This window comes from Ruegeria sp. S84 (genome assembly GCF_056583445.1).
In genome coordinates this window covers 922,612-943,700 of record NZ_CM152618.1, presented here as the reverse complement: position 1 = coordinate 943,700, position 21,089 = coordinate 922,612, and the positions used below count along the sequence as shown (strand labels likewise).

General features: G+C 57.6%; 21 protein-coding genes. 9 read left to right on the top strand and 12 right to left on the bottom strand.

Annotation, left to right across the window (positions count from 1 at the left end; all coding sequences use genetic code 11):
- Window positions 1–40 precede the first annotated feature (40 nt).
- From AC1DFB_RS04815 to AC1DFB_RS04790, 6 genes are all read right to left on the bottom strand, one after another.
- Window positions 41–886: an ABC transporter permease gene (locus AC1DFB_RS04815; protein ID WP_170421165.1), complete on the bottom strand. Its 846-nt coding sequence runs from the start codon at window positions 884–886 to the stop codon at window positions 41–43.
- Window positions 883–1,800 carry an ABC transporter permease gene (locus AC1DFB_RS04810; protein ID WP_170405143.1) on the bottom strand — a complete coding sequence of 306 codons (918 nt, stop codon included), beginning with the start codon at window positions 1,798–1,800 and terminating at the stop codon, window positions 883–885. Before AC1DFB_RS04810 ends, AC1DFB_RS04815 begins: the two co-directional genes overlap by 4 nt.
- Window positions 1,797–2,228: a GNAT family N-acetyltransferase gene (locus tag AC1DFB_RS04805; protein ID WP_170405139.1), complete on the bottom strand. Its 432-nt coding sequence runs from the start codon at window positions 2,226–2,228 to the stop codon at window positions 1,797–1,799. The genes AC1DFB_RS04810 and AC1DFB_RS04805 overlap by 4 nt, the downstream gene beginning before the upstream one ends.
- Entirely contained in the window at window positions 2,228–3,025 is a 798-nt protein-coding gene (locus AC1DFB_RS04800; protein ID WP_480922232.1) for an ABC transporter ATP-binding protein, read from the bottom strand. The genes AC1DFB_RS04805 and AC1DFB_RS04800 overlap by 1 nt, the downstream gene beginning before the upstream one ends.
- 55 nt (window positions 3,026–3,080) lie before the next feature.
- Window positions 3,081–4,535 carry a dihydropyrimidinase gene (gene hydA / locus AC1DFB_RS04795; protein ID WP_480922231.1) on the bottom strand — a complete coding sequence of 485 codons (1,455 nt, stop codon included), beginning with the start codon at window positions 4,533–4,535 and terminating at the stop codon, window positions 3,081–3,083.
- A gap of 92 nt (window positions 4,536–4,627) precedes the next feature.
- Entirely contained in the window at window positions 4,628–5,878 is a 1,251-nt protein-coding gene (locus AC1DFB_RS04790; protein WP_480922230.1) for a Zn-dependent hydrolase, read from the bottom strand.
- Window positions 5,879–6,049: 171 nt separating this feature from the next.
- On the opposite strand from AC1DFB_RS04790, the gene AC1DFB_RS04785 reads away from it, so the two are divergent.
- Complete coding sequence (locus AC1DFB_RS04785) at window positions 6,050–6,658, top strand: TetR family transcriptional regulator C-terminal domain-containing protein (protein WP_170393378.1); 609 nt, start codon at window positions 6,050–6,052, stop codon at window positions 6,656–6,658.
- Window positions 6,659–6,771: 113 nt separating this feature from the next.
- Window positions 6,772–6,918 (top strand): hypothetical protein, encoded by a 147-nt coding sequence (locus AC1DFB_RS04780; protein ID WP_480922229.1) that lies wholly within the window; start codon window positions 6,772–6,774, stop codon window positions 6,916–6,918.
- A gap of 51 nt (window positions 6,919–6,969) precedes the next feature.
- Here AC1DFB_RS04780 and preA read toward each other — a convergent pair whose 3' ends face one another.
- From preA to AC1DFB_RS04765, 3 genes are all read right to left on the bottom strand, one after another.
- Window positions 6,970–8,274, bottom strand: coding sequence for an NAD-dependent dihydropyrimidine dehydrogenase subunit PreA (gene preA, locus AC1DFB_RS04775; RefSeq protein ID WP_480922228.1), 1,305 nt, complete (start codon window positions 8,272–8,274; stop codon window positions 6,970–6,972).
- A gap of 45 nt (window positions 8,275–8,319) precedes the next feature.
- Window positions 8,320–9,654, bottom strand: a complete 1,335-nt coding sequence (locus AC1DFB_RS04770) for an NAD(P)-dependent oxidoreductase (protein ID WP_480762327.1) — start codon at window positions 9,652–9,654, stop codon at window positions 8,320–8,322.
- Between the two features lie 159 nt (window positions 9,655–9,813).
- A complete protein-coding gene (locus AC1DFB_RS04765) occupies window positions 9,814–10,446 on the bottom strand; it encodes a cupin domain-containing protein (RefSeq protein ID WP_170610220.1) in 633 nt (210 codons plus the stop codon).
- Between the two features lie 152 nt (window positions 10,447–10,598).
- Between AC1DFB_RS04765 and AC1DFB_RS04760 the strand changes: the two genes are divergently transcribed.
- The 3 genes from AC1DFB_RS04760 to AC1DFB_RS04750 all read left to right on the top strand — a co-directional run bounded on the left by AC1DFB_RS04760 (window position 10,599) and on the right by AC1DFB_RS04750 (window position 13,674).
- Complete coding sequence (locus tag AC1DFB_RS04760) at window positions 10,599–11,594, top strand: hypothetical protein (RefSeq protein WP_480922227.1); 996 nt, start codon at window positions 10,599–10,601, stop codon at window positions 11,592–11,594.
- A 72-nt stretch (window positions 11,595–11,666) separates the two neighbouring features.
- A complete protein-coding gene (locus tag AC1DFB_RS04755; RefSeq protein WP_480922226.1) occupies window positions 11,667–12,959 on the top strand; it encodes an O-acetylhomoserine aminocarboxypropyltransferase/cysteine synthase family protein in 1,293 nt (430 codons plus the stop codon).
- Between the two features lie 4 nt (window positions 12,960–12,963).
- The gene (locus AC1DFB_RS04750; RefSeq protein WP_480922225.1) at window positions 12,964–13,674 is read left to right on the top strand and encodes a GNAT family N-acetyltransferase; all 711 of its coding nucleotides are present in this window, start codon (window positions 12,964–12,966) and stop codon (window positions 13,672–13,674) included.
- A gap of 1 nt (window position 13,675) precedes the next feature.
- On the opposite strand, the gene AC1DFB_RS04745 is transcribed toward AC1DFB_RS04750, so the two are convergent.
- Window positions 13,676–14,371, bottom strand: a complete 696-nt coding sequence (locus tag AC1DFB_RS04745; RefSeq protein ID WP_480922224.1) for an SIMPL domain-containing protein — start codon at window positions 14,369–14,371, stop codon at window positions 13,676–13,678.
- A gap of 164 nt (window positions 14,372–14,535) precedes the next feature.
- Between AC1DFB_RS04745 and AC1DFB_RS04740 the strand changes: the two genes are divergently transcribed.
- Together AC1DFB_RS04740 and AC1DFB_RS04735 are read left to right on the top strand one after the other, a co-directional pair.
- Window positions 14,536–15,156 (top strand): hypothetical protein, encoded by a 621-nt coding sequence (locus AC1DFB_RS04740; RefSeq protein ID WP_480922223.1) that lies wholly within the window; start codon window positions 14,536–14,538, stop codon window positions 15,154–15,156.
- A gap of 35 nt (window positions 15,157–15,191) precedes the next feature.
- Window positions 15,192–16,421 carry a hypothetical protein gene (locus AC1DFB_RS04735; protein WP_480922222.1) on the top strand — a complete coding sequence of 410 codons (1,230 nt, stop codon included), beginning with the start codon at window positions 15,192–15,194 and terminating at the stop codon, window positions 16,419–16,421.
- Between the two features lie 56 nt (window positions 16,422–16,477).
- Here AC1DFB_RS04735 and hppD read toward each other — a convergent pair whose 3' ends face one another.
- Window positions 16,478–17,575, bottom strand: a complete 1,098-nt coding sequence (gene hppD, locus AC1DFB_RS04730) for a 4-hydroxyphenylpyruvate dioxygenase (protein WP_480922221.1) — start codon at window positions 17,573–17,575, stop codon at window positions 16,478–16,480.
- A 147-nt stretch (window positions 17,576–17,722) separates the two neighbouring features.
- Between hppD and AC1DFB_RS04725 the strand changes: the two genes are divergently transcribed.
- Window positions 17,723–18,178 carry an Lrp/AsnC family transcriptional regulator gene (locus AC1DFB_RS04725; protein WP_170393715.1) on the top strand — a complete coding sequence of 152 codons (456 nt, stop codon included), beginning with the start codon at window positions 17,723–17,725 and terminating at the stop codon, window positions 18,176–18,178.
- Between the two features lie 20 nt (window positions 18,179–18,198).
- Window positions 18,199–20,082 (top strand): monovalent cation:proton antiporter-2 (CPA2) family protein, encoded by a 1,884-nt coding sequence (locus AC1DFB_RS04720; RefSeq protein WP_170393396.1) that lies wholly within the window; start codon window positions 18,199–18,201, stop codon window positions 20,080–20,082.
- On the opposite strand, the gene cobT is transcribed toward AC1DFB_RS04720, so the two are convergent.
- The gene (gene cobT, locus AC1DFB_RS04715) at window positions 20,079–21,089 is read right to left on the bottom strand and encodes a nicotinate-nucleotide--dimethylbenzimidazole phosphoribosyltransferase (protein ID WP_480922220.1); all 1,011 of its coding nucleotides are present in this window, start codon (window positions 21,087–21,089) and stop codon (window positions 20,079–20,081) included. The genes AC1DFB_RS04720 and cobT overlap by 4 nt on opposite strands.

Here is a 21,089-nt window from a genome sequence, read left to right as displayed (position 1 = left end):
TTATGTTTGCCCCGTTTATGGGGTCTGTTGAGTTATTCCTTTATCCTCGCTGCGACGGATGCCAGAAGGTCACCGCCTTTTCGATCATCGCCACTACGCCATAGAAGGCCGTCCCCGCCAGCGCGGCCACCACAATCTCGGCCCACACCATATCCAGCGACAATTGCCCGACGCTGGTCGATATCCGAAAGCCCATGCCCAATGTGGGGGAGCCAAAGAACTCAGCCACGATAGCGCCGATCAGCGCCAGAGTGGTAGAAATCTTTAGCCCGTTGAAAATAAACGGCATCGCGGCGGGGAGGCGAAGTTTCAGGAAGCTCTGCCAATAGGTGGCGGCATAGGTCTCCATCAGATCGCGCTGCATCGTTGTGGCTTCGCGCAGCCCTGCCACCGTGTTCACCAGCATCGGGAAGAACACCATCACTACGACGACCGCCGCCTTGGAATGCCAGTCGAACCCGAACCACATCACTAGAATGGGTGCGGTGCCCACGATCGGCAGCGCTGCAACGAAGTTGCCGACGGGAAGAAGCCCGAGGCGCAGGAAATCCCATCTATCCACGGCAATTGCCATGAGAAAGGCCGAACCGCAGCCGATGATGTAGCCGCTGAGTGCTCCCTTGATGATCGTTTGAACAAAGTCAGCCCAAAGTGTCGGCAAACTGTCCCAGAAACGGTCCCAGATGACTGATGGCGCAGGCAGAATGACCAAGGGCACTTCTAGTCCACGCACCACCAGCTCCCAGATGCCAATCACGGTCAGACCGAAGATCAGGGGCGCAAGAAACCGCACCATCCGTGTGTCAGAATAGGGTCCGCTGGCCAGACGGCTGTTCAACCACCAGCCCAATAACCAGACAGCGATTGCACCAAGAATAGGTATCATTGTGCCATCCCCATTCGCTTCAGGACGGTCCGCTCGATCAGCCCCAGCAACCCGACGAGACAGGCGGCGAGAATGGCCGCAGCAAACAGCGCCGACCAGATCTGTACCGTCTGGCCATAGTAGCTACCGGCCAGCAGCCGTGCACCCAACCCGGCAACAGCCCCGGTCGGCAGTTCTCCAACAATGGCCCCGACCAGCGAAGCAGCGACGCCAATTTTCAGCGATGTGAAGAGATAGGGCATCGAGGCCGGCAGGCGCAGTTTCCAAAACCCCTGCGAACGGCTGGCATTGTAGGTTCGCAGCAAATCCAACTGCATAGCATCCGGGCTGCGCAGCCCTTTTACCATGCCTACGACGACGGGGAAGAAACTCAGATACGCCGAAATGATCGCCTTAGGAATGATCCCCTGAACCCCGACAGAATACAGAACGACAATGATCATCGGAGCCAGCGCAATGATAGGAATGGTCTGGCTGACGATCGCCCAGGGCATCACCGACAGATCCATCACCCGACTGTGCACGATCCCGACCGCCAGTAGGATGCCCAACCCGGTTCCGATAGCAAAACCCAGCATCGTGGCGCTCAGCGTGACCCAGCCATGATAAATCAGAGAGCGTTTCGAGGTGATTTTTTTCTCAATCGTGGTTTCCCACAGCTCAATCCCAACTTGATGCGGTGCAGGCAGCCGCGGGCGGTCCTGCTCCCATGTGGCTGGGATTGCAAACGCGTTGTTCAAGGCCAGACCGATCTCCCCCATGTCCCGGCGATCCTTGGCTGAAGGTGGTTGGACTTCAGCACCCGCGCGCTCCTGTTCAGTCAGAACCCCTTTGATATTCATAGGAATACAGGCCGCGTACCAGACAACGACAATGGCGGCGATCACGGTGAGGACTGCAATGATCTGCTTCATGCGTGCCACTCCATCCGAATGACAGGCACCGTGTCAGGTGGCACCGGAGGCTCTCTTCCCGTCTCAACAAAGCCCTCGCGCCGATAAAACCGTTGCGCGTCGACATTTGGCACATGTGTGGTCAGCCAAAGATGGTCGCGCCCCTCCTTCGCCTTATCCAGCAATTGCTTGCCGATGCCCTGCCCAGTGCGCAAACAATACAGCGCACCAACCTTATGTTCGACCGGATCGACAGACATATAGCAATCAATCGGATCACCTGCGATCCAGATGTCCCTGTTCGGAAACGCCTCAAGGATCAGATCCGCCAGCTTTTCTTCTGGCAATTCCTCGGGTATCCAATCGGTCTGGGCGGCCCAGGTCGCGATGATGCGCGCGCAATCCCCCACATCTTCGCGGGATGCCCGCCTGATGCCTTTACCCGCCATCACACTTCATCCCCATGACCCGCTCGCAATCCTTCTCGCACGCGGTGGGCGACTTCGATAAACTCGGGCGTGTCACGGATATCCAGAGGCCTCTCTTTCGGCAGAGGGCTATCGATCACATCCGTGATCCGGCCAGGCCGAGGGCTCATCACCACGATCTTGGTGCTGAGATACACCGCTTCGGGGATCGAATGTGTTACGAAACCGATGGTCTTCTCGGTGCGCGCCCATAATGCCAGAAGCTGTTCGTTCAGATGGTCGCGCACGATCTCATCCAGCGCACCGAACGGTTCGTCCATCAGCAGAATATCCGCATCAAATGCCAAGGCCCGCGCTATACTGGCCCGCTGTTGCATCCCGCCCGAGAGCTGCCAGGGGAACTTACCGCCAAATCCATCAAGATCAACAAGTTCCATAACCTTTCTAACGCGTTCCTCCTGCTCGGCGGAGGAATAGCCCATGATCTCAAGCGGCAGCTTGATGTTCTTTGCAATGGTCCGCCACGGGTAGAGCCCGGCCGCCTGAAACACATACCCATAAGCGCGCTTTCGCCGTGCTTCGTCAGGCGTCATGCCATTCACGGTCAGGGTCCCGCCGGTCGGTGTTTCCAGCGCTGCGATACAGCGCAGGAACGTCGTCTTGCCGCAGCCCGAGGGGCCGATAAAACTAACGAACTCCCCCTTGCCAATCGACAAGTTCACATCTTTCAGCGCATGAATAGGCCCATCATTCGTCTGAAATGTAAGATCCAGCTGCCTTGCCTCAATAACGGGCTGAGTAGTATTTTCTGTATTCATTCCATTGCCTTGAAGAAGCTCAGACCCGGATCGCCGGAAAGGCGACCCAAGGGGTTTATACACCCGTTGCCGGAATACCCGTCCGCTCAACCGGTCGAGGCGCGGTCAGCTCTTTCCAGGTGCTTAGCGCCTTGTTCACATGGGTGTTGGCCTCGCGCGCAACGAACTTCCCGTGCCCTTCCTGAGTCTGAATCTCGCCATCATGTACAGCCACCGCACCGCGGGTCAGCGTGAACCGGGGCAGCCCTCGCACCTCTTTGCCCTCGAAGACGTTGTAGTCGATCGACGACTGCTGCGTATCAGCCGAGATCACCTTGGCCTTATCCGGATCCCAAACCACCAGATCAGCATCCGCTCCCACGAGAACCGCACCTTTTTTCGGATAACAATTCAATATCTTGGCGATGTTAGTTGAAGTAACAGCCACGAACTCATTCGGCGTCAATCGCCCGGTATTCACCCCATGGGTCCACAGCATCGGCATCCGGTCCTCCAACCCGCCGGTGCCGTTCGGGATCTTGGTGAAATCCCCAACGCCATAGCGTTTCTGCTCGGTCGTAAAGGCACAGTGATCCGTGGCCACCACACTCAGTGTTCCGGACTGCAAACCGTTCCACAAGCTATCCTGATGCTGTTTGTTCCGGAACGGAGGGCTCATGACCCGACGTGCCGCGTGCTCCCAATCGTGGTGGAAGTATTCACTCTCATCCAATGTCAGGTGTTGGATCAAAGGTTCGCCCCAAACCCGCTTGCCCTGCATCTTGGCGCGCCGGATGGCCTCGTGCGCCTCCTCACAGGAAGTATGCACCACATAGAGCGGCACACCCGCCATATCTGCAATCATGATCGCCCGGTTGGTTGCCTCACCTTCCACCTGCGGTGGGCGGGAATAAGCATGTGCCTCTGGTCCAGTATTGCCTTCGGCGAGCAGTTTCGCGCTCAGCTCAGCAACCACATCGCCGTTCTCGGCATGCACCATCGCAGTGCCGCCCAGCTCGGCCAAACGCTTGAACGAGGCAAAAAGCTCATCGTCGTTCACCATCAGTGCGCCTTTATAGGCCATGAAATGCTTGAACGTGTTGATGCCGCGCGTCTCGATGACGGTCTTAATGTCATCAAACACCTGCTCACCCCACCAGGTCACCGCCATGTGGAACGAATAATCACAGTTCGCCCGAGTCGATTTGTTGTCCCACCGCTTCAGCGCATCCAACAGGCTTTCACCCGGATTGGGCAACGCGAAATCCACCACCATCGTGGTTCCGCCCGCCAGCGCCGCCCGGGTACCGCTTTCAAAATCATCGCTGGAGTACGTCCCCATGAACGGCATCTCAAGATGAGTATGAGGATCAATCCCACCCGGCATTACATAACAGCCCGCCGCATCCAGTTCCTTGTCACCTCGCAGGTCCGGCCCAATCTCAGTAATCACACCACCTTCTACCTTCACATCCGCCTTGTAGGTCAGATCAGCGGTCACAACGGTTCCGTTCTTGATTACAGTGCTCATGTTAAACTCCCTGATGCGGTCTGCGCCGCTTGCTTCATCTGGCTAAAAATACCTCGGGGGAGTCGCCCATAGGGCGACGGGGGCAGAGCCCCCTATTCCACGATCCCAGCCGTCTCGACGACCGCATGCAACAGAACATCCGCCCCGGCTGCAGCCCAATCCTTGCTGATCTTCTCAGCTTCATTATGGCTCAACCCATCAACGCATGGGCACATCACCATCGCCGTTGGCGCTACCCGGTTGATCCAGCAGGCATCATGCCCGGCGCCGGAGATGATATCCGTATGCGAATAGCCCAAACGCTCAGCCGCATCGCGCACCGCCGCCACGCAACCTTCATCAAACTTCACCGGATCAAAACCGCCCACTTTCTCGAATTCGATCTGCAGCCCCATCTCTTCGACGATATCTTCAGCTGCGAGTCGCAGACGGTTCTCCATATCAGTGATAACGTCCAACTCGGGCGAGCGAAAATCGACCGTGAACACTGCCTTTCCGGGGATCACATTGCGTGAGTTCGGATAGACATCGATATGTCCCGCCGCACCCACGGCATGAGGTGCATGCGACCATGCAATCTCGTCCACTTTCTCAAGAATACGCGCCATCGCCAGCCCGGCATTCTTGCGCATCGGCATCGGTGTAGACCCAGTATGCGCATCCTTGCCGGTCACGGTAACCTGGGTCCAGCTCAAACCCTGACCATGGGTTACAACGCCAATATCCTTACCTTCAGCTTCCAGAATCGGGCCCTGTTCAATGTGCAACTCAAAGAAAGCGTGCATCTTGCGCGCACCAACCTCTTCATCGCCGCGCCAACCGATGCGGTTCAGTTCATCTCCGAACTTCTTTCCTTCGGCATCCTCACGTGCATAAGCCCAGTCCTGTGTGTGCATTCCGGCAAACACTCCCGAAGACAACATCGCCGGGGCATATCGCGTCCCTTCTTCGTTGGTCCAATTGGTGGCCACAATAGGGTGCTTGGTCTTGATGCCTAGGTCATTCAGCGTGCGAATGATCTCCAGCCCACCAAGCACGCCAAGAACGCCATCATACTTGCCACCTGTGGGCTGCGTATCCAAATGCGACCCTACATAAACCGGCAGAGCCTCGGGGTCCGCTCCCTCTCGTCGGGCAAACATATTGCCCATCTGGTCCAGCCCCATCGAGCAACCGGCATCCTCGCACCATTTCTGAAACAGCGCGCGCCCGTCGGCGTCTTCGTCCGTTAGCGTCTGACGGTTGTTCCCACCCGCGACGCCTGGGCCGATCTTGGCCATCTCCATCAGGCTGTCCCATAACCTGTCGCCATTGATCCTGAGATTCTGCGCCGGAGCTGCCATCTTGTTCTTCCCTGTTGCTTGCGATTTGGCTCGCTTTTGGTGTCTTGATTTGACCATCTGGTCAAACTCACGCTATCACGGGTTCGACATCAGTCAAGAAATTGCAGTGGCCTGCCGGAATTTTCGACATAATTGACGCCCAACTGGCCGAAAAAAGGACAACAGGTGAACATGCCCAAAGACCGCGCCCCAACCCGGATTCAGCAAAAGAACCGAGCAGCGATTCTCGAGGCGGCCCTGAATGTGTTCTCAGCCCACGGTTTTCGCGGCGCAACCGTCGACCAAATTGCAGCTGAGGCGGGGCTGAGCAAGCCCAACCTGCTCTATTATTTTCCATCGAAAGAAGCGATCCATACAGCCCTGTTGTCGGGTCTGCTTGAAGTCTGGCTCGCTCCCCTGCACGCGTTGAATGAGGATGGCGACCCGCTGGAAGAAATACTGTCTTATATCCAACGCAAGCTTGAGATGAGCCGCGACCTGCCGCGCGAGAGCCGCCTCTTTGCCAATGAGCTTGTTCAGGGCGCGCCGCGCATTCATGAAGCTTTGTCCAGCGATCTCAAAAAACTGGTCGATGAAAAAACCACGATTCTGACAAGCTGGATGGCTCAGGGCAAAATTGCACGAGTCCATCCCTATCATCTGATTTTTTCGATCTGGGCGCTGACACAGCATTATGCGGATTTCGATGTTCAAGTCCGGGCAATTCTTGGGGAAGAAGACCCATTCGAAGGCGCGGTTCCGTTCGTGGAAACGCTCTATCGAAAACTGCTTACACCTTAAGAAACGCTTAACCCTATTGAGAAATAGCTCCGGCTATGAAGACGTATCGCCCAGATCCCGAGCCTTGGATCACCCAGCTTTTCTCGTCCCGATCTGCTCGAACGGGAGCTGTTGTGCGACGCCCAGTTGCTTGGGTCGAACGCGAGGTTGGTCACGCGGCTTTTCAGGCAGAAGTGAAACGGCGCGGATACCATTTGATCCGCACCGCCAATCAATATGTCATCATCTGCCACAACGGACCCATCGACATTCTGTTCTGAGAAAATTCGCCGAATTTTCTCCACCAAGATTTTTCGACAAAAAATCTCTGACTACTCCGCCGCTTTCGCCATGGGGTTGTTGGGGTGTGTCGTCCAATTGGCATATTCAGGATCAACAACCTTGCCTGTGCGCGGATCAACCGCTCCGGCGGCCATCGGCTCCATGGAAATACACCCCTCTACAGGGCACACATCCACGCAAAGATTGCAGGCCACGCATTCCTCGTCGATAACCTCGAACACCCGATCCGCCGACATCGAAATCGCCTGATGGCTGGTATCTTCACAGGCTGCAAAACAGCGACCGCATTTGATGCACTGATCCTGATCGATCTTCGCTTTGGCGATGTAGTTGAGGTTCAGATATTGCCAATCCGTCACATTGGGCACTGCGCGTCCGATCACTTCGTCGATATTGGCATAGCCTTTCTCATCCATCCATTCTGATAAGCCAGCCGTCAATTCATCGATGATTTTGAACCCATAGGTCATCGCTGCAGTGCAGACCTGAACATTGCCGCAACCCAGCGAGATAAACTCTGCTGCATCGCGCCAAGTGGTGACGCCACCGATGCCTGAGATCGGTAGCCTATGCGTGGCTTCAGCCCGCGCAATCTCGGACACCATCGACAACGCGATTGGTTTCACCGCCGGTCCGCAGTAGCCACCATGGCTGCCTTTACCGTCAATCGAGGGTTCGGGGCTGAACGTGTCCAGATTGACACTGGTGATCGAGTTGATCGTATTGATCAGCGATACCGCATCCGCGCCCCCATTCTTCGCCGCCGCCGCAGGTTTGCGGATATCCGTAATGTTCGGCGTTAGCTTCACGATAACTGGGCGGTCGTAATACTGTTTGCACCAACGGGTCACCATTTCGATGTATTCCGGCACCTGCCCGACGGCAGACCCCATACCCCGTTCACTCATCCCGTGCGGACAGCCAAAATTCAGCTCGATCCCGTCCGCACCGGTTTCAGCCACACGCGGCAGAATGGCCTTCCAAGCAGCCTCCTCACAGGGCACCATGATCGAGGCGATCAGGGCGCGATCTGGATAATCCGCCTTTACGCGGGCCATTTCCTCAAGGTTCACCTCAAGCGGCCGATCTGTGATCAGTTCGATGTTGTTGAGCCCCAACAACCGGCGGTCCGCGCCATAAATCGCGCCATAGCGTGGGCCGTTCACATTCACGACCGGAGGCCCCTCGGCCCCCAAGGTCTTCCACACTACGCCGCCCCATCCGGCCTCGAAGGCGCGGCGAACATTGTACTCCTTATCCGTCGGTGGCGCGGAGGCCAGCCAATACGGGTTCGGGCTTGATATTCCAATAAAGTTTGATGTTAAATCAACCATTTATCCGGCCTCCCTGATGCAGTTCTGCATCTTTGTCTTTGAGTTTCACGCGCTCAGAGCAGCGTGGATATCCATCGCGGCATCGCGACCTTCGGCTACGGCGGTCACGGTCAGGTCTTCGCCTCCTGCCGCACAGTCTCCGCCAGCCCACACACCGGTCATTGAAGTGCGTCCCGCCCCGGTCACGGCAATCTTATTGCCATCCAGCGTTAGGCCTTCCGGCGCACCGTCAAGCGTCTGACCGATGGCCTTAAAAACCTGATCGGCGGGCACACGGACAGTTTCACCCGTTCCGGTCAGTCGACCATCATGGCTAGCAGTATACTCCAATTCGATCTCTGCTGCGGCACCATTTCCGTGAATAGCCACCGGCTGAACATTGCAGAGAATCCGAACACCATGCGACGCCGCCAAATCCTGTTCGTACCGGCTTGCACCCATCGCGTCGCGACCTCGGCGATAGGCGATGGTGACGTGCTCAGCGCCTAGCAGTTTCGATTTCACTGCCGCATCTACGGCAGTCATACCACCGCCAATCACAACGACATTGCGACCCACAGGTAGATCAACCAGATCGCTGGCCTGTCGCACATCCGAGATAAAGTCGACCGCCGGGCGCACCCCGTCTTTATCGACCCCATCAGCCCGCAGTGCGTTCACCCCCGCAAGTCCTATTGACAGGAAAACAGCGTCATAGTTCTCCTGCAACCCTTCCAGAGAAATCGTCTCTCCCAGAATCGAACCGGTCTCGATCGCGATCCCGCCTATTTTAAGCAGCCAATCGACCTCGGCCTGTGCAAAATCATTGGTAGATTTATACGCCGCAATCCCGTATTCGTTCAGACCGCCTGGCTTGGGCTTGCCTTCGTGGATCACCACATCATGCCCCAGCATCGCCAGACGATGCGCACAGGCCAGACCGGCGGGCCCTGCCCCGACCACAGCGATTGTCTTGCCGGTTGACGTGGCGCGCTCGAACGGATGAACGCCCGAAGCCATCACATCGTCGGTTGCATAACGCTGCAGGCGTCCGATCTCGACCGGCTTGCCTTCTGCCGTCTCACGCACGCAAGCCTCTTCACACAAAGTTTCGGTCGGACAAACCCGGGCACACATGCCGCCCAGAATGTTCTGCTCCAGAATGGTCTGCCCTGCCGCCTGCGGTTGCCCGGCCTGAATCTGGCGAATGAACAACGGAATATCGATATCCGTAGGACAGGCCGTCACACATGGCGCGTCATAGCAGAAATAGCATCGATCGGCGGCCACAGCGGCCTCGTGCGGGGCTAGTGGCGGATGCAGATCGGTGAAATTCGAGGTCAGCTCATCGCTGGAAAGCCGCCCGGAGACGATCCCGGGTGCCATCTGGCCCTGTGCCATCACTCTACTCCCTGTAGATATGTTTGTTATGGACCCTAGCTTGCCACAATCTGATTTTTTATCAATTGGTAAAATTTGCCAAATGGTCAAAAAATGAAAAATCCGGGCGGAATGGCCCGGATTCAGTCAGAAATTGCCTATTTTGTTGGCAGCGGCGGCTCAGACCATCCCGCCCAGGTGGCCGGATTTGATCCAAACACGGGCTCCGCCCTCTCCTGCTACAGCAGCAAAGCGTGATCCAGGCGGCAAGCGCAACCAGTCCCAAGTGCCAAATTCTTCGCCCGCCTCGGCAAAGCCACCTTCGATAACAAAGACCTCAAACCCCTTATCGGCGTCCAATTCAATATGTTCGCCCGCGCCCCAGGTTTGCACCTGGACATCCTCATGCACATCCTTGAACAAATCGATATCTCCGCCCCCGTTGATCGAGCGCCGAACCTCGGTGCGGTCATCGGGGTCGAACTGATGCAATTTGACCAGAATAGTCGCGCCTTCGCTGGCCGAGGGTGTATGGGAGGACGTCGGGGGATTGCGTACATAGCTGCCGACAGGGAAATCTCCGGTTTCATCCTGGAACACTCCGTCCAGCACCAGATATTCCTCACCCCCGTCATGAGTATGCGACGAAAACGCGCTGCCGGGGGCAAAGCGCACGATGGTTGTGGCACGCGCCACTTCCTCGCCAATGCGGTCCAGCATCTTGCGTTCGACGCCAGCAGCCGGTGACGCGACCCATTCGGTCTGATCAAAGTGAACGGCGACCCGCTGTGTGAAATCTGCATTGACCCGCATATGCAATCCTCCTGCGTTGCTGTCACATTAGATGGGAGCACGAGCCGGATTTGCAAACCGGTCATGTTTGGGGTTTTGACGCCCTTCACAGCTTGTTGTACTTCCGATTGAGGCAGCGGCCGAATACCGGCCCGATCAGAAAGCGCAACACGATGCAGGCAAGCCCGGCGACATTCAACATCCTCATCATCGGGCAAAACAACCGGCTGCAATACGAGGCTCTTTTGTTCGCCGCCTCGCTGCGCCACAGCTCACCAGGGTTCAAAGGTCGGCTGTTCGTCGGGGTGCCTCAGCCCGGCCCTCTTTGGCCTCAGAACCCCAGCATTCAGGATGCCGAAGTTCTTGAAGCCCTGCAGCATCTGGGTGCCGAGATTCTGCCTTTTGAATCTCATGCTTTTGGCTCGAGCTATCCCAATGGCAACAAGATCGAAGCTTTGCTGGCGATGCCAGAGGGCGAGCCCTTTGCCTTTTTCGACTCCGACACTCTGATCACCGGCGAAATTTCCGACGTCCCGTTCGATTTCGAACAGCCCGGCGCCTCACTTCGGGTCGAGGGAACATGGCCCAAACCCACGCTCTACGGCCCAGGATATGAGGGTATCTGGCGCGCACTGTATGACCGGTTCGGGCTAGATTTCGAAAGCTCTCTCGATCCCAGCCAGCCCGAGGGCTATTGGCGGCGCTACCTGTATTTTAACGCCGGTTATTTCTTCTACAAATGCCCCCGCCAATTTGGTGAGCGGTTTATGGGCTATGCCCGCACCATTCGCGACGAGGAAATCCCCGAACTGACCGGGCAAGTTCTGAACCCGTGGCTAGATCAGATCGCCTTGCCGCTGGTCATCCATTCCTTCGGTGGCGGACGGGATGCCCTGCCCGAGGGCCTGCTGGATGGGTCGGTCAGCTGCCACTATCGCCTGTTCCCGATGCTCTACGCCCGCGAAAGCGATCATGTGGTCGAGGTATTGGAAACCGTCGTGGCCCCGAACAAGATCAAAAAAGTGCTCAAAGGCTATGATCCACTGAAGAAGCTCGTGATACAGCGCAAGGGTGCGAAGATCCGGGCATTGTTCGACCGAAACAACCTGCCCGCACGCGAACAGGTCATTCGCAAAACGATCAAGTCCAAGGGGCTTTGGCTACGGTGACGCGAACATTGTGCCGGGCGAGCCAATGTCCTAGAGATTCAGCAACACACATTCCAACAGGAGATTTCCTCGATGTCTGACGGACCCACCTACGGTTTTGACACGCTGCAAATTCACGCCGGGGCCCGCCCCGACCCTGCCACAGGCGCGCGCCAGACACCGATCTACCAGACCACCGCTTATGTCTTCCGCGACGCTGACCACGCCGCCGCGCTGTTCAATCTGCAGGAAGTGGGGTTCATCTATTCCCGCCTGACCAACCCGACGGTTGCCGTGCTGCAGGAACGTGTGGCGACGCTTGAGGGCGGCGTTGGCGCGGTGTGCTGTTCCTCGGGTCACGCGGCGCAGATCATGGCGCTGTTCCCGCTGATGGGACCGGGCTGCAACGTGGTGGCTTCGACCCGTCTGTACGGCGGCACGGTCACGCAGTTCAGCCAGACGATCAAACGCTTTGGCTGGTCGGCCAATTTTGTCGACACCGATGATCTGGACGCCGTCAAGGACGCTATCGACGAAAACACCCGCGCGGTGTTCTGCGAATCCATCGCCAACCCGGGCGGTTATGTCACCGATATCCGTGCGCTGGCGGATGTGGCGGACGCAGCAGGCATTCCGCTGATCGTCGACAACACCTCGGCCACGCCCTACCTGTGCCGCCCGATTGAACACGGCGCGACTCTGGTCGTTCACTCGACCACCAAGTACCTGACCGGCAACGGCACCGTGACCGGCGGCTGCATCGTGGATTCGGGCAAGTTCGACTGGTCGGCGAATGACAAGTTCCCCTCGCTCAGCGAACCCGAATCCGCCTATCACGGCCTGAAATTCCACGAGACCTTCGGCCCGCTCGCCTTTACATTCCACGGCATCGCGATCGGTCTACGCGATCTGGGCATGACGATGAACCCTCAGGCGGCGCATTACACACTGATGGGGATAGAAACGCTATCGCTACGGATGGAGCGCCATGTCGAAAACGCGCAGAAAATAGCAGCGTGGCTCGAGGCAGACGACCGTGTGGATTACGTGACATATGCTGGCCTGCCATCCTCGCCTTATAGCGACAGGGTAAAAAAGCACTACCCGCGCGGCGCGGGCGCCCTGTTCACCTTTGCGGTCAAGGGCGGCTATGACGCCTGCGTAAAGCTGGTGAACGCGCTTGAGATCTTCAGCCACGTGGCCAACCTTGGCGACGCACGGTCGCTGATCATCCACTCGGCCTCGACCACACACCGTCAGTTGACGCCCGAGCAGCAGGAAGCTGCAGGCGCAGGCCCTGGAGTGGTGCGCGTGTCCATCGGGATCGAGGATGCAGACGATCTGATCGCTGATCTCGATCAGGCTCTGTCCAAAGCCAGAGCCTGATCCGATGACCGGGCACAACACAAATGAACTGGGTCAACCCATCGGTTTTTCGGTCACGGGCGAGTTCCCTCGCCCCACGCCACCTTACACACCGATGCAGGGCCGGTTCTGTTCCGTTGTGCCATTGGATGTAAACAGGCACGCGCCCGGCTTGTACCGGGCGTTTGCCAATGACATGGACGGCCACAATTGGACTTACCTTCCCTACGGCCCGTTCGACTCTGAGGCGGATTTCACCGCATGGGCGCAGTCAAATTGCATGGATGCGGACCCGATGTTCCATACAGTGTTCGACGCGGATGAGGTACCCGTCGGGATGGCCTCGTACCTTCGAGTCGAACCAGCCGCGGGTGCAATAGAAGTGGGCCACATCCATTTCTCACCCTTGCTGCAGCGTAAACCGCAATCAACCGAAGTGATGTATCTGATGATGCGCCGGGTGTTCGATGAGCTTGGTTATCGCCGCTATGAATGGAAATGCGACGCCCTGAACGCGCCATCAAAACGCGCAGCTGAACGTTTGGGTTTCACGTTCGAGGGCGTCTTCCGGCAGGCGACCCATTACAAAGGGCGCAACCGGGATACGGCGTGGTTTTCGATTATCGACAGCGAGTGGCCGCGCATTCGCGCGGCATTCGAGAACTGGCTTGCGCCGGGGAATTTCGATGCATCGGGCCAGCAGCGCCAACCGCTGCAAGCCCGCGTTGGATCGTAGCTTACTCCGCGATTTCGAACTCCATCGCGATATTGACCGAAACGGAAATCTCTCCGCCTGCGACCGGCACGCCACCGGCGTCCGACATCGCCATCTCGCGCATCTGAGCCATCGGGCGAACACCTCCGCCGTGGTCGTTGATCGATAGGATGGGACCCAGCGTAACCCCGGACGCCTGCGCTAGTTGCTGCGCCTTCTCGGTCGCATCTGCCACAGCTTTGGTCCGTGCTTCAGCCTCAAGCGGTTTGGGCTCTTGCACGCCAAAGCTCAGACCGCCGAAATCATTCGCACCATCCTTGATGACCGCATCCATGATCTGGCCCAGATTATCCAGATCCCGCACGCGAACCGAAACGCGGTTGGACGCGGTGAACCCAGTGATCTTGGGTGGCTCATTGCTGGAATTGCTGCGCCCCGACCAGACCGGTGAAAGCGAAAGATCGCGCGTCTGAACATCGCGCGCCTCCAATCCCATTTCGTCCAGTCGTTTGAGGATCTGCGTCACCGCATCCGAGGTCGCCTGCATCGCTACCGATGCCTGCGCATCCTGATTGGTCACGCCCAGTGTTATCGTTGCCATATCGGGTGCAACCAGAGCCGTACCGGTCCCGCTGACCGAGATGCGACGTTCTTCCGCATGGGCGGGCAGAGTCGCGGTGGCAGCGGCCATGGCGGCCAAAAAAGCAAGTGTCTTCAAGATGATCCCTCCTTGATGCTTGCTCTCAAGATGGGTGGTCGGGCCCGTACACGGCAAGGGGGAAACGTGCCTTTTTCTTTCCCTCGGCGAGTTCCTGCTCTAATCTCGGCGGGCAGACATCTAAGCGTTTGCATAAAAGCCGACAATTATGGTTCATCGCGATTATGAAACCCGCCTTTGCGCTGTCATTTTCTGAAAACGGCATTTCCTTGCATCATCAGTCGGATGGAGACTGGTACTGCATTGGAACCGTTCCGTTAGATGCGTCGGATTTCGCGGACCAGATGCAGGCCCTTCGGGATCAGGGATTCGCGCTGGAAAATGACCTGAGTTGCAAGCTTGTGATTCCATCAGATCAGGTGCGCCTCTTGGTTGTCGATACCGATGGTTTGGACACCGATGCAGCGGCGAAAAAGGTCAAGGATACGTTGGCCGCAGCCACGCCCTGTGAGCTATCAGAGCTGGCCTATGTCGCGGGCGACGTGGGGACTGAGACCCCGGTTGCCGCTGTGGCCCAGCAAACGCTGGACGAAGCCAGCGCATTTGCCACCGATCATGGCTTTATCCCCGAGGCATTCTGGGTCAGCGCAACCAGCAACGATGCTCTGGACGCGCCATTTCTGGAACTGCCGATCATTGTGGATGAGGACACTGTGATTGCGGCCCCCAAACCCGTTGATACGCCGGACATACCGGTTCACGCCATCGCTGAAGATGCAGCCCCCCTGCATTTGAGCCTGCTACCAAAGCACTGCCCTCGTCTGCCAAGACAGGAACGGATCTGAAACGCTTTGCAATTCCTGCGATCGCAGCGTCGGTTGTGTTTGGAATGTTGCTGGGTGTCTGGTCTTACAACAGCTCTGACCCCGAAATTGTCGAAGTGGCCGAACCGTTAGAGCCCGAGCTGCAGCCAGAGCCAGAAACTGCAACTGCAGAACCGCAGGCACAACCCGAACCTCAGGAAACCGAGATCGCAAGCCTCCCACAAGAACCTGAAGTGGCAGAGGAAGAACCGGTGCTCACCCCCACGGACGAGGCCATTCTCGAAGCACTGAAGATTGAACCGGAGCCGGTCGAAGACATCGCTGATCTGCCAGAGAGCAGAACCGAGTTTCGTGAGTTTACCGGCACCGCCCCTGTTGAACCTTCAGATCTGGAGCCAGCGCCTGTGGCTGGCGTGGATAATCAATATCTCACATCGGTCGATCGCTCGGACCTGTCGACCGATTCCGTCGCACTACCCGAACTTGCCAGCCTCGACACAGATGCGTCTTTTGAGTCGATCTCTTTGCCAGGCCAAGCGGGGCAGCGGTTCAACCTGGATGAACGCGGACTTGTGACGCCAAGTGCCGAAGGCACGCTGAACCCGGCCGGCGTGATGGTTTATCTGGGTCGTCCCGCATCCGTGCCCCCCGAACCCCCAACCAGGTTCGAAACAGAACCCGTTTTCATAGAAGAGGTCGATGAGAGACTCGCAGCGTTTCGCCCACGGCCACGCCCGGAAAATCTGGTGGATCAATTCGAACGCCAGCAACTTGGCGGTCGATCCCGGCAAGAGCTGGCCTCGGTCCGGCCTAAGCTGCGGCCCGAGTCTCTGCAAACCCCTCCGCAGGTCGATGAAACCCCGACTGCGCTGGCTGTTGTACGGGTACCCCGTCCAAAAATCAGGCCTGCCAGCATCACGGCGCGCGCGACACGGCAACCTAGTTCTGGGAGTGCAGCGCTGGCCTCGACCGCAAATGTGGCCAGTAATGCCGATGAAGTTGGTTCGTTCCAACCCAGAACGGTCAATCCCAAAATTCCGTCTTCCGCGTCAGTTGCGCGACAAGCAACCATCGACAACGCGATTAACCTGCGCAAGTTGAACCTAATCGGCGTGTACGGCACCCCGGCAAACCGCCGTGCTTTGGTCCGCCTGCCCAGCGGACGCTACAAAAAGCTGAAGGTGGGCGATCGCATCGACGGAGGTAATGTCATCGCCATCGGCGACAGCGAGTTGCGCTATCAGAAGCGCGGCAAGAACATCACGCTCAAGATGCCGCGCGGGTAAAGAAAAAGCGCCATGTCGGTCAGACACGGCGCTCGGTTGATTTCATTGATTCATGTTTAGACTGCCGAGATTTCACCCGACTCGATCTGCTCGCGTTCGATCGATTCAAACAGGGCTTTGAAGTTGCCCTCACCAAACCCGTCATCCCCTTTACGCTGAATGAACTCAAAGAAGATCGGGCCAATGACTGTTTTCGAAAAGATCTGCAGCAGAATCTTGGTCTCACCGCCATCAACTACACCTTCGCCGTCGATCAGAATGCCGTGCTTCATCATCCGATGCTTGGGCTCATCATGGCCGGACACACGGTCGTAAGACATGTCATAATAGGCCTCGTTCGGACCGGGCATGAACTTCAGACCCTTCTCGGCAATGGCATCGGTCGAGGCGTAGATGTCGTCGCTGCCCACCGCGATATGCTGGATGCCTTCGCCATTGTACTTCTTCAGGTAGGAGACGATCTGTCCGGTCTCTCCACGATCTTCATTGATCGGAATGCGGATGCGACCACAAGGTGAAGTCAACGCGCGACTGTAAAGCCCGGTGAACTTACCTTGAATGTCGAAAAAGCGGATTTCACGGAAGTTGAACAGGTCGCCATAGAATTCGAACCACTTGTCCATGTTGCCCTTGAACACGTTGTGGGTCAGGTGATCGAGATAGTAGAACCCATCGCCGCGCGGTTTTGACTGCTCCAGCCATTCAAATTCCTCGTTGTAGGGCGAGGTGTCATAATACTGATCGATGAAGTAGATCAGCGAACCACCAATGCCCTTGATCGCCGGAACATTCATGGTCTTGTCTGCGCCATCATAAGGCTCAGCCCCTTTGGCGATCGCGTGCTCATAGGCCTTCTGAGCATCAACAACGCGCCAGCCCATGGCAGGGGCGCAGGGGCCGTGCTCGGCCACGAATTTGGCTGCAAAACTGTCAGGATCCGCGTTCAGGATGTAGGTTACATCACCCTGTTGCCAAAGCTCGACCTTGGGGGTGTTGCGGTGATAGCCGACATAGTCGAAGCCCATTCGCGCAAACAGGTCTCGCAGCTCTTGCGGCTCGGGGTGTGCGAATTCAACAAACTCAAACCCGTCGGTACCGGCTGGGTTTTCTTCGCTGATGACAGATTTCGGGGCGTTATGCGGGAAAGGACCCATGGCGCGTCTCCTCGGAAAACAGGAATTTCTTTGCTGATTCAAAAATACGCCTTAATGAGTGCTGTTTCTGCGCATTGTTTTCGTATAAACTAAGTTTAGATGCGTACTTTCCGCATATTGATTGCAAATCTTGAGGAAACGCCGCACGTGCTGGATCGGATTGATATCGGAATACTCGCAGCTTTGCAGCGCGACGCGCATCTGACGTCGCAGCAATTGGGTGATGTGCTGAATCTATCCGCCAGTCAGGCGGGCCGTCGCCGACAGCGCCTTGAGGCCGAGGGTTATATCACTGGATACACCGCACGACTGGACCCGCTGAGGCTGGGGCTACAGGTTCAGGGGTTCATTCAGGTGCATCTGGGCACTCATGGCCCCGAACAATCCGCAGGCTTCGCCCGCATGGTCAACACCCGCCCCGAGATCACCAGCGCCTGGACGATGACAGGTGAGGCAGATTACCTGCTTCATGTCTATTGTGAAGACTTATCCGCACTCAATACCTTGCTTCACGAAGTGATCCTGCCGCATCCTGCAGTTGCACGGGTGCAAAGCCAGATCGTGATGGACCAATTGAAACGCGACGCGCCGCTCCCGACCTGAGCGGATTTAAGAGGACAATAATGAACGAGTTCCTTTATCAGGCATCGATCTATCTGGCAGCTGCGGTGATCGCAGTGCCGCTTTCCGCCCGTCTGGGTCTGGGATCGGTGCTGGGTTATCTGGCCGCAGGCATCGCGATTGGTCCCATTTTGGGCCTTGTCGGGGCCGAGACGGAAAGCCTGCAGCATGTGGCCGAATTCGGCGTCGTGATGATGCTGTTCCTGATCGGGCTCGAGCTTGAGCCCCGTGCCTTGTGGGATATGCGGGACAAATTGTTAGGCTTGGGCGGGCTGCAGGTCGGCCTGTCGACCGCCGCAATCGCAGCTGTGGCGTTCTATGCGGGTCATCAGTGGTCGGTGGCGCTGGCGGTTGGATTAACCTTGTCACTTTCTTCCACTGCAATCGTGCTGCAGACCCTATCCGAAAAGGGCCTGATGCAAACCAACGGAGGTCGAGCGACCTTCTCGGTCCTGCTGACGCAGGACATTGCCGTAATCCCGATCCTAGCTTTCCTGCCGCTGCTTGCCCTGCCCGCAAGCATCCACATCGAAGATGACGGCTCCATCAGCCGTGGCGTAGGCATAGCCAAAGACGCGGATTATCACGCCAAACTCTCGCTGGTCGAAGGTCTGCCCGGCTGGGCCGTTACACTTGTCACCATTGGCGCCGTCGCGTTTGTCGTATTGGCCGGCATCTACCTGACCCGCCCACTGTTCCGTTTCATCCACGCCACCCACCTGCGCGAGATGTATACGGCACTGGCGCTAATGATCGTGGTCGGCATCTCGTTCCTGATGACCCTTGTGGGCCTGTCGCCCGCTCTTGGCGCGTTTCTCGCCGGAGTGGTTCTGGCCAGTTCGGAGTTCCGACACGAAATGGAAAGCGACCTTGAGCCGTTCAAGGGGCTGTTGCTGGGCCTGTTCTTCATCACCGTGGGCGCTGGGATCGATATCGGGTATTTCTTCGCCGACCCGTTTGACCTGATCGGTTTGGCCTTGCTGGTCATACTGGCCAAGGGGATCATCCTGTTCATCGTCGGGCGCGCCTTCAAGCTGCGCGGGCGCGATCACTGGCTGTTCACGCTGGGTTTGGCCCAGGCCGGTGAATTCGGCTTTGTCTTGTTGGCGTTTTCTACGCAGCAGAACGTGATTCCGCCGGGTTTGTCGCAAAAACTGTTGATGATCATTGCGCTGACCATGTTGATCACACCGCTTCTGTTTATCGTCTACGACGTACTTTCGCGCTTTCTCGGCGAGAGCAATCCGCAGGTTGAACCCGATCAGATCGACGAAAAAGGCCCTGTCATCATCGCCGGGATCGGTCGCTTTGGGCAGATCGTCAACCGGCTGGTACAGGCAAGTGGGTTTAAAACAGTTGTTCTGGACCACGATATCGAAACGATCCAGCTGATGCGACGGTTCGGTGTCAAAGGCTTCCTTGGCGACCCCACTCGCCCCGAATTGCTGCGTGCTGCTGGAATCGAAAAGGCAGCGGTCCTTGTCGCGGCCATGGATGACTACAAACAGGTCACCCGTCTCGTCGGATATGCCCGCCGCCAGCGGCCCGATCTGCACATCATCGCCCGCGCCCGCGACCGCAACCACGTCTATGAACTCTATCAGGCCGGGGCCAACGACATTGTCCGCGAGATGTTCGACGGATCGCTACGCGCGGGCCGCTATGTTTTGGAGAACATTGGCCTCAGTGAATACGAGGCCGCACAAGCTGAACAAACCTTTTATCACCACGACCGGGGATCGGTGCGCGAGCTTGCAGAACTGTGGATCCCCGGCATGCCCACAGCCGAAAACAAGAAATACATCGAGCGTGCGCGGCAACTGGAAAAAGATCTGGAAACCGCGCTGCTGGAACTGGCCGAGGAACACGCCAAGAAGTCGGCTTAACCGTCCGACACACCCGCTTCAGCGAATGTCGCCATGCCGGTATGGCAAGCAACCGCGCTTTTCAGAATGTTGATCGCCAACGTCCCGCCCGAGCCCTCGCCCAAGCGCAGGCCGAGGGTCAGCAATGGCTCCTTGCCGAGCTTGCCCAGCATCGCGGCATGTGCGCCCTCGGCGCTTTGGTGGCCCGCGATGGTGTGATCAAGCGCTGTTTCCGAAATCTGCGCCAGACAGGCTGCAGCTGCGGTGCAGATGAATCCATCCAGAATAACCGGTATCCGCAATACGCGCGCGGCGGCTATCGCGCCAGCCATAGCCGCAATCTCGCGTCCGCCGAGACACCTTAGAATATGAAGTCCATCGCCCTGACCATGCAGAGCGACGCCTTCCGCAACAACCCGGGTTTTGTTCGCCAGTCCGGCATCATCCACACCGGTCCCGCGCCCGGTCCAGTCGGCGGCATCCCCGCCAAATAGCGCGCAAGCGATGGCGGCAGCCGGCGTGGTATTTCCGATCCCCATCTCTCCAACAACCAGCAGATCGGCCTGCGGATCAACCGCCTGCCATCCTGTGCGCAGTGCGCTTAGAAATTCCTCTTCGCTCATCGCGGGGGCTTGGGTAAAATCTGCGGTCGGACGGTCCAGCTCCAGCGCGTGCACGTCCATCTTAGCGCCCGCAGCCTTAGCCAACTGGTTGATCGCCGCGCCGCTATGTTCGAAATTCATGACCATCTGCACCGTCACTTCGGGCGGGAACGCCGAGACACCTTGAGCAGTTACGCCATGGTTGCCAGCAAACACGATGACCTGCGGCGCATCGATCCGAGGCCGCGCATCCCCGCGCCAACCTGCATACCAGATCGCCAGATCCTCAAGCCGCCCCAACGCGCCGGGCGGTTTGGTTAGTTGACCGTTGCGCTCTTCCGCGCCCTGCTTGGCAGCGGTGTCCGGACCGGGTGCGCCGGTCAGCGCATTTCGGAAACTGTTCAGGTCATTGAGTTCGGGCAGCAT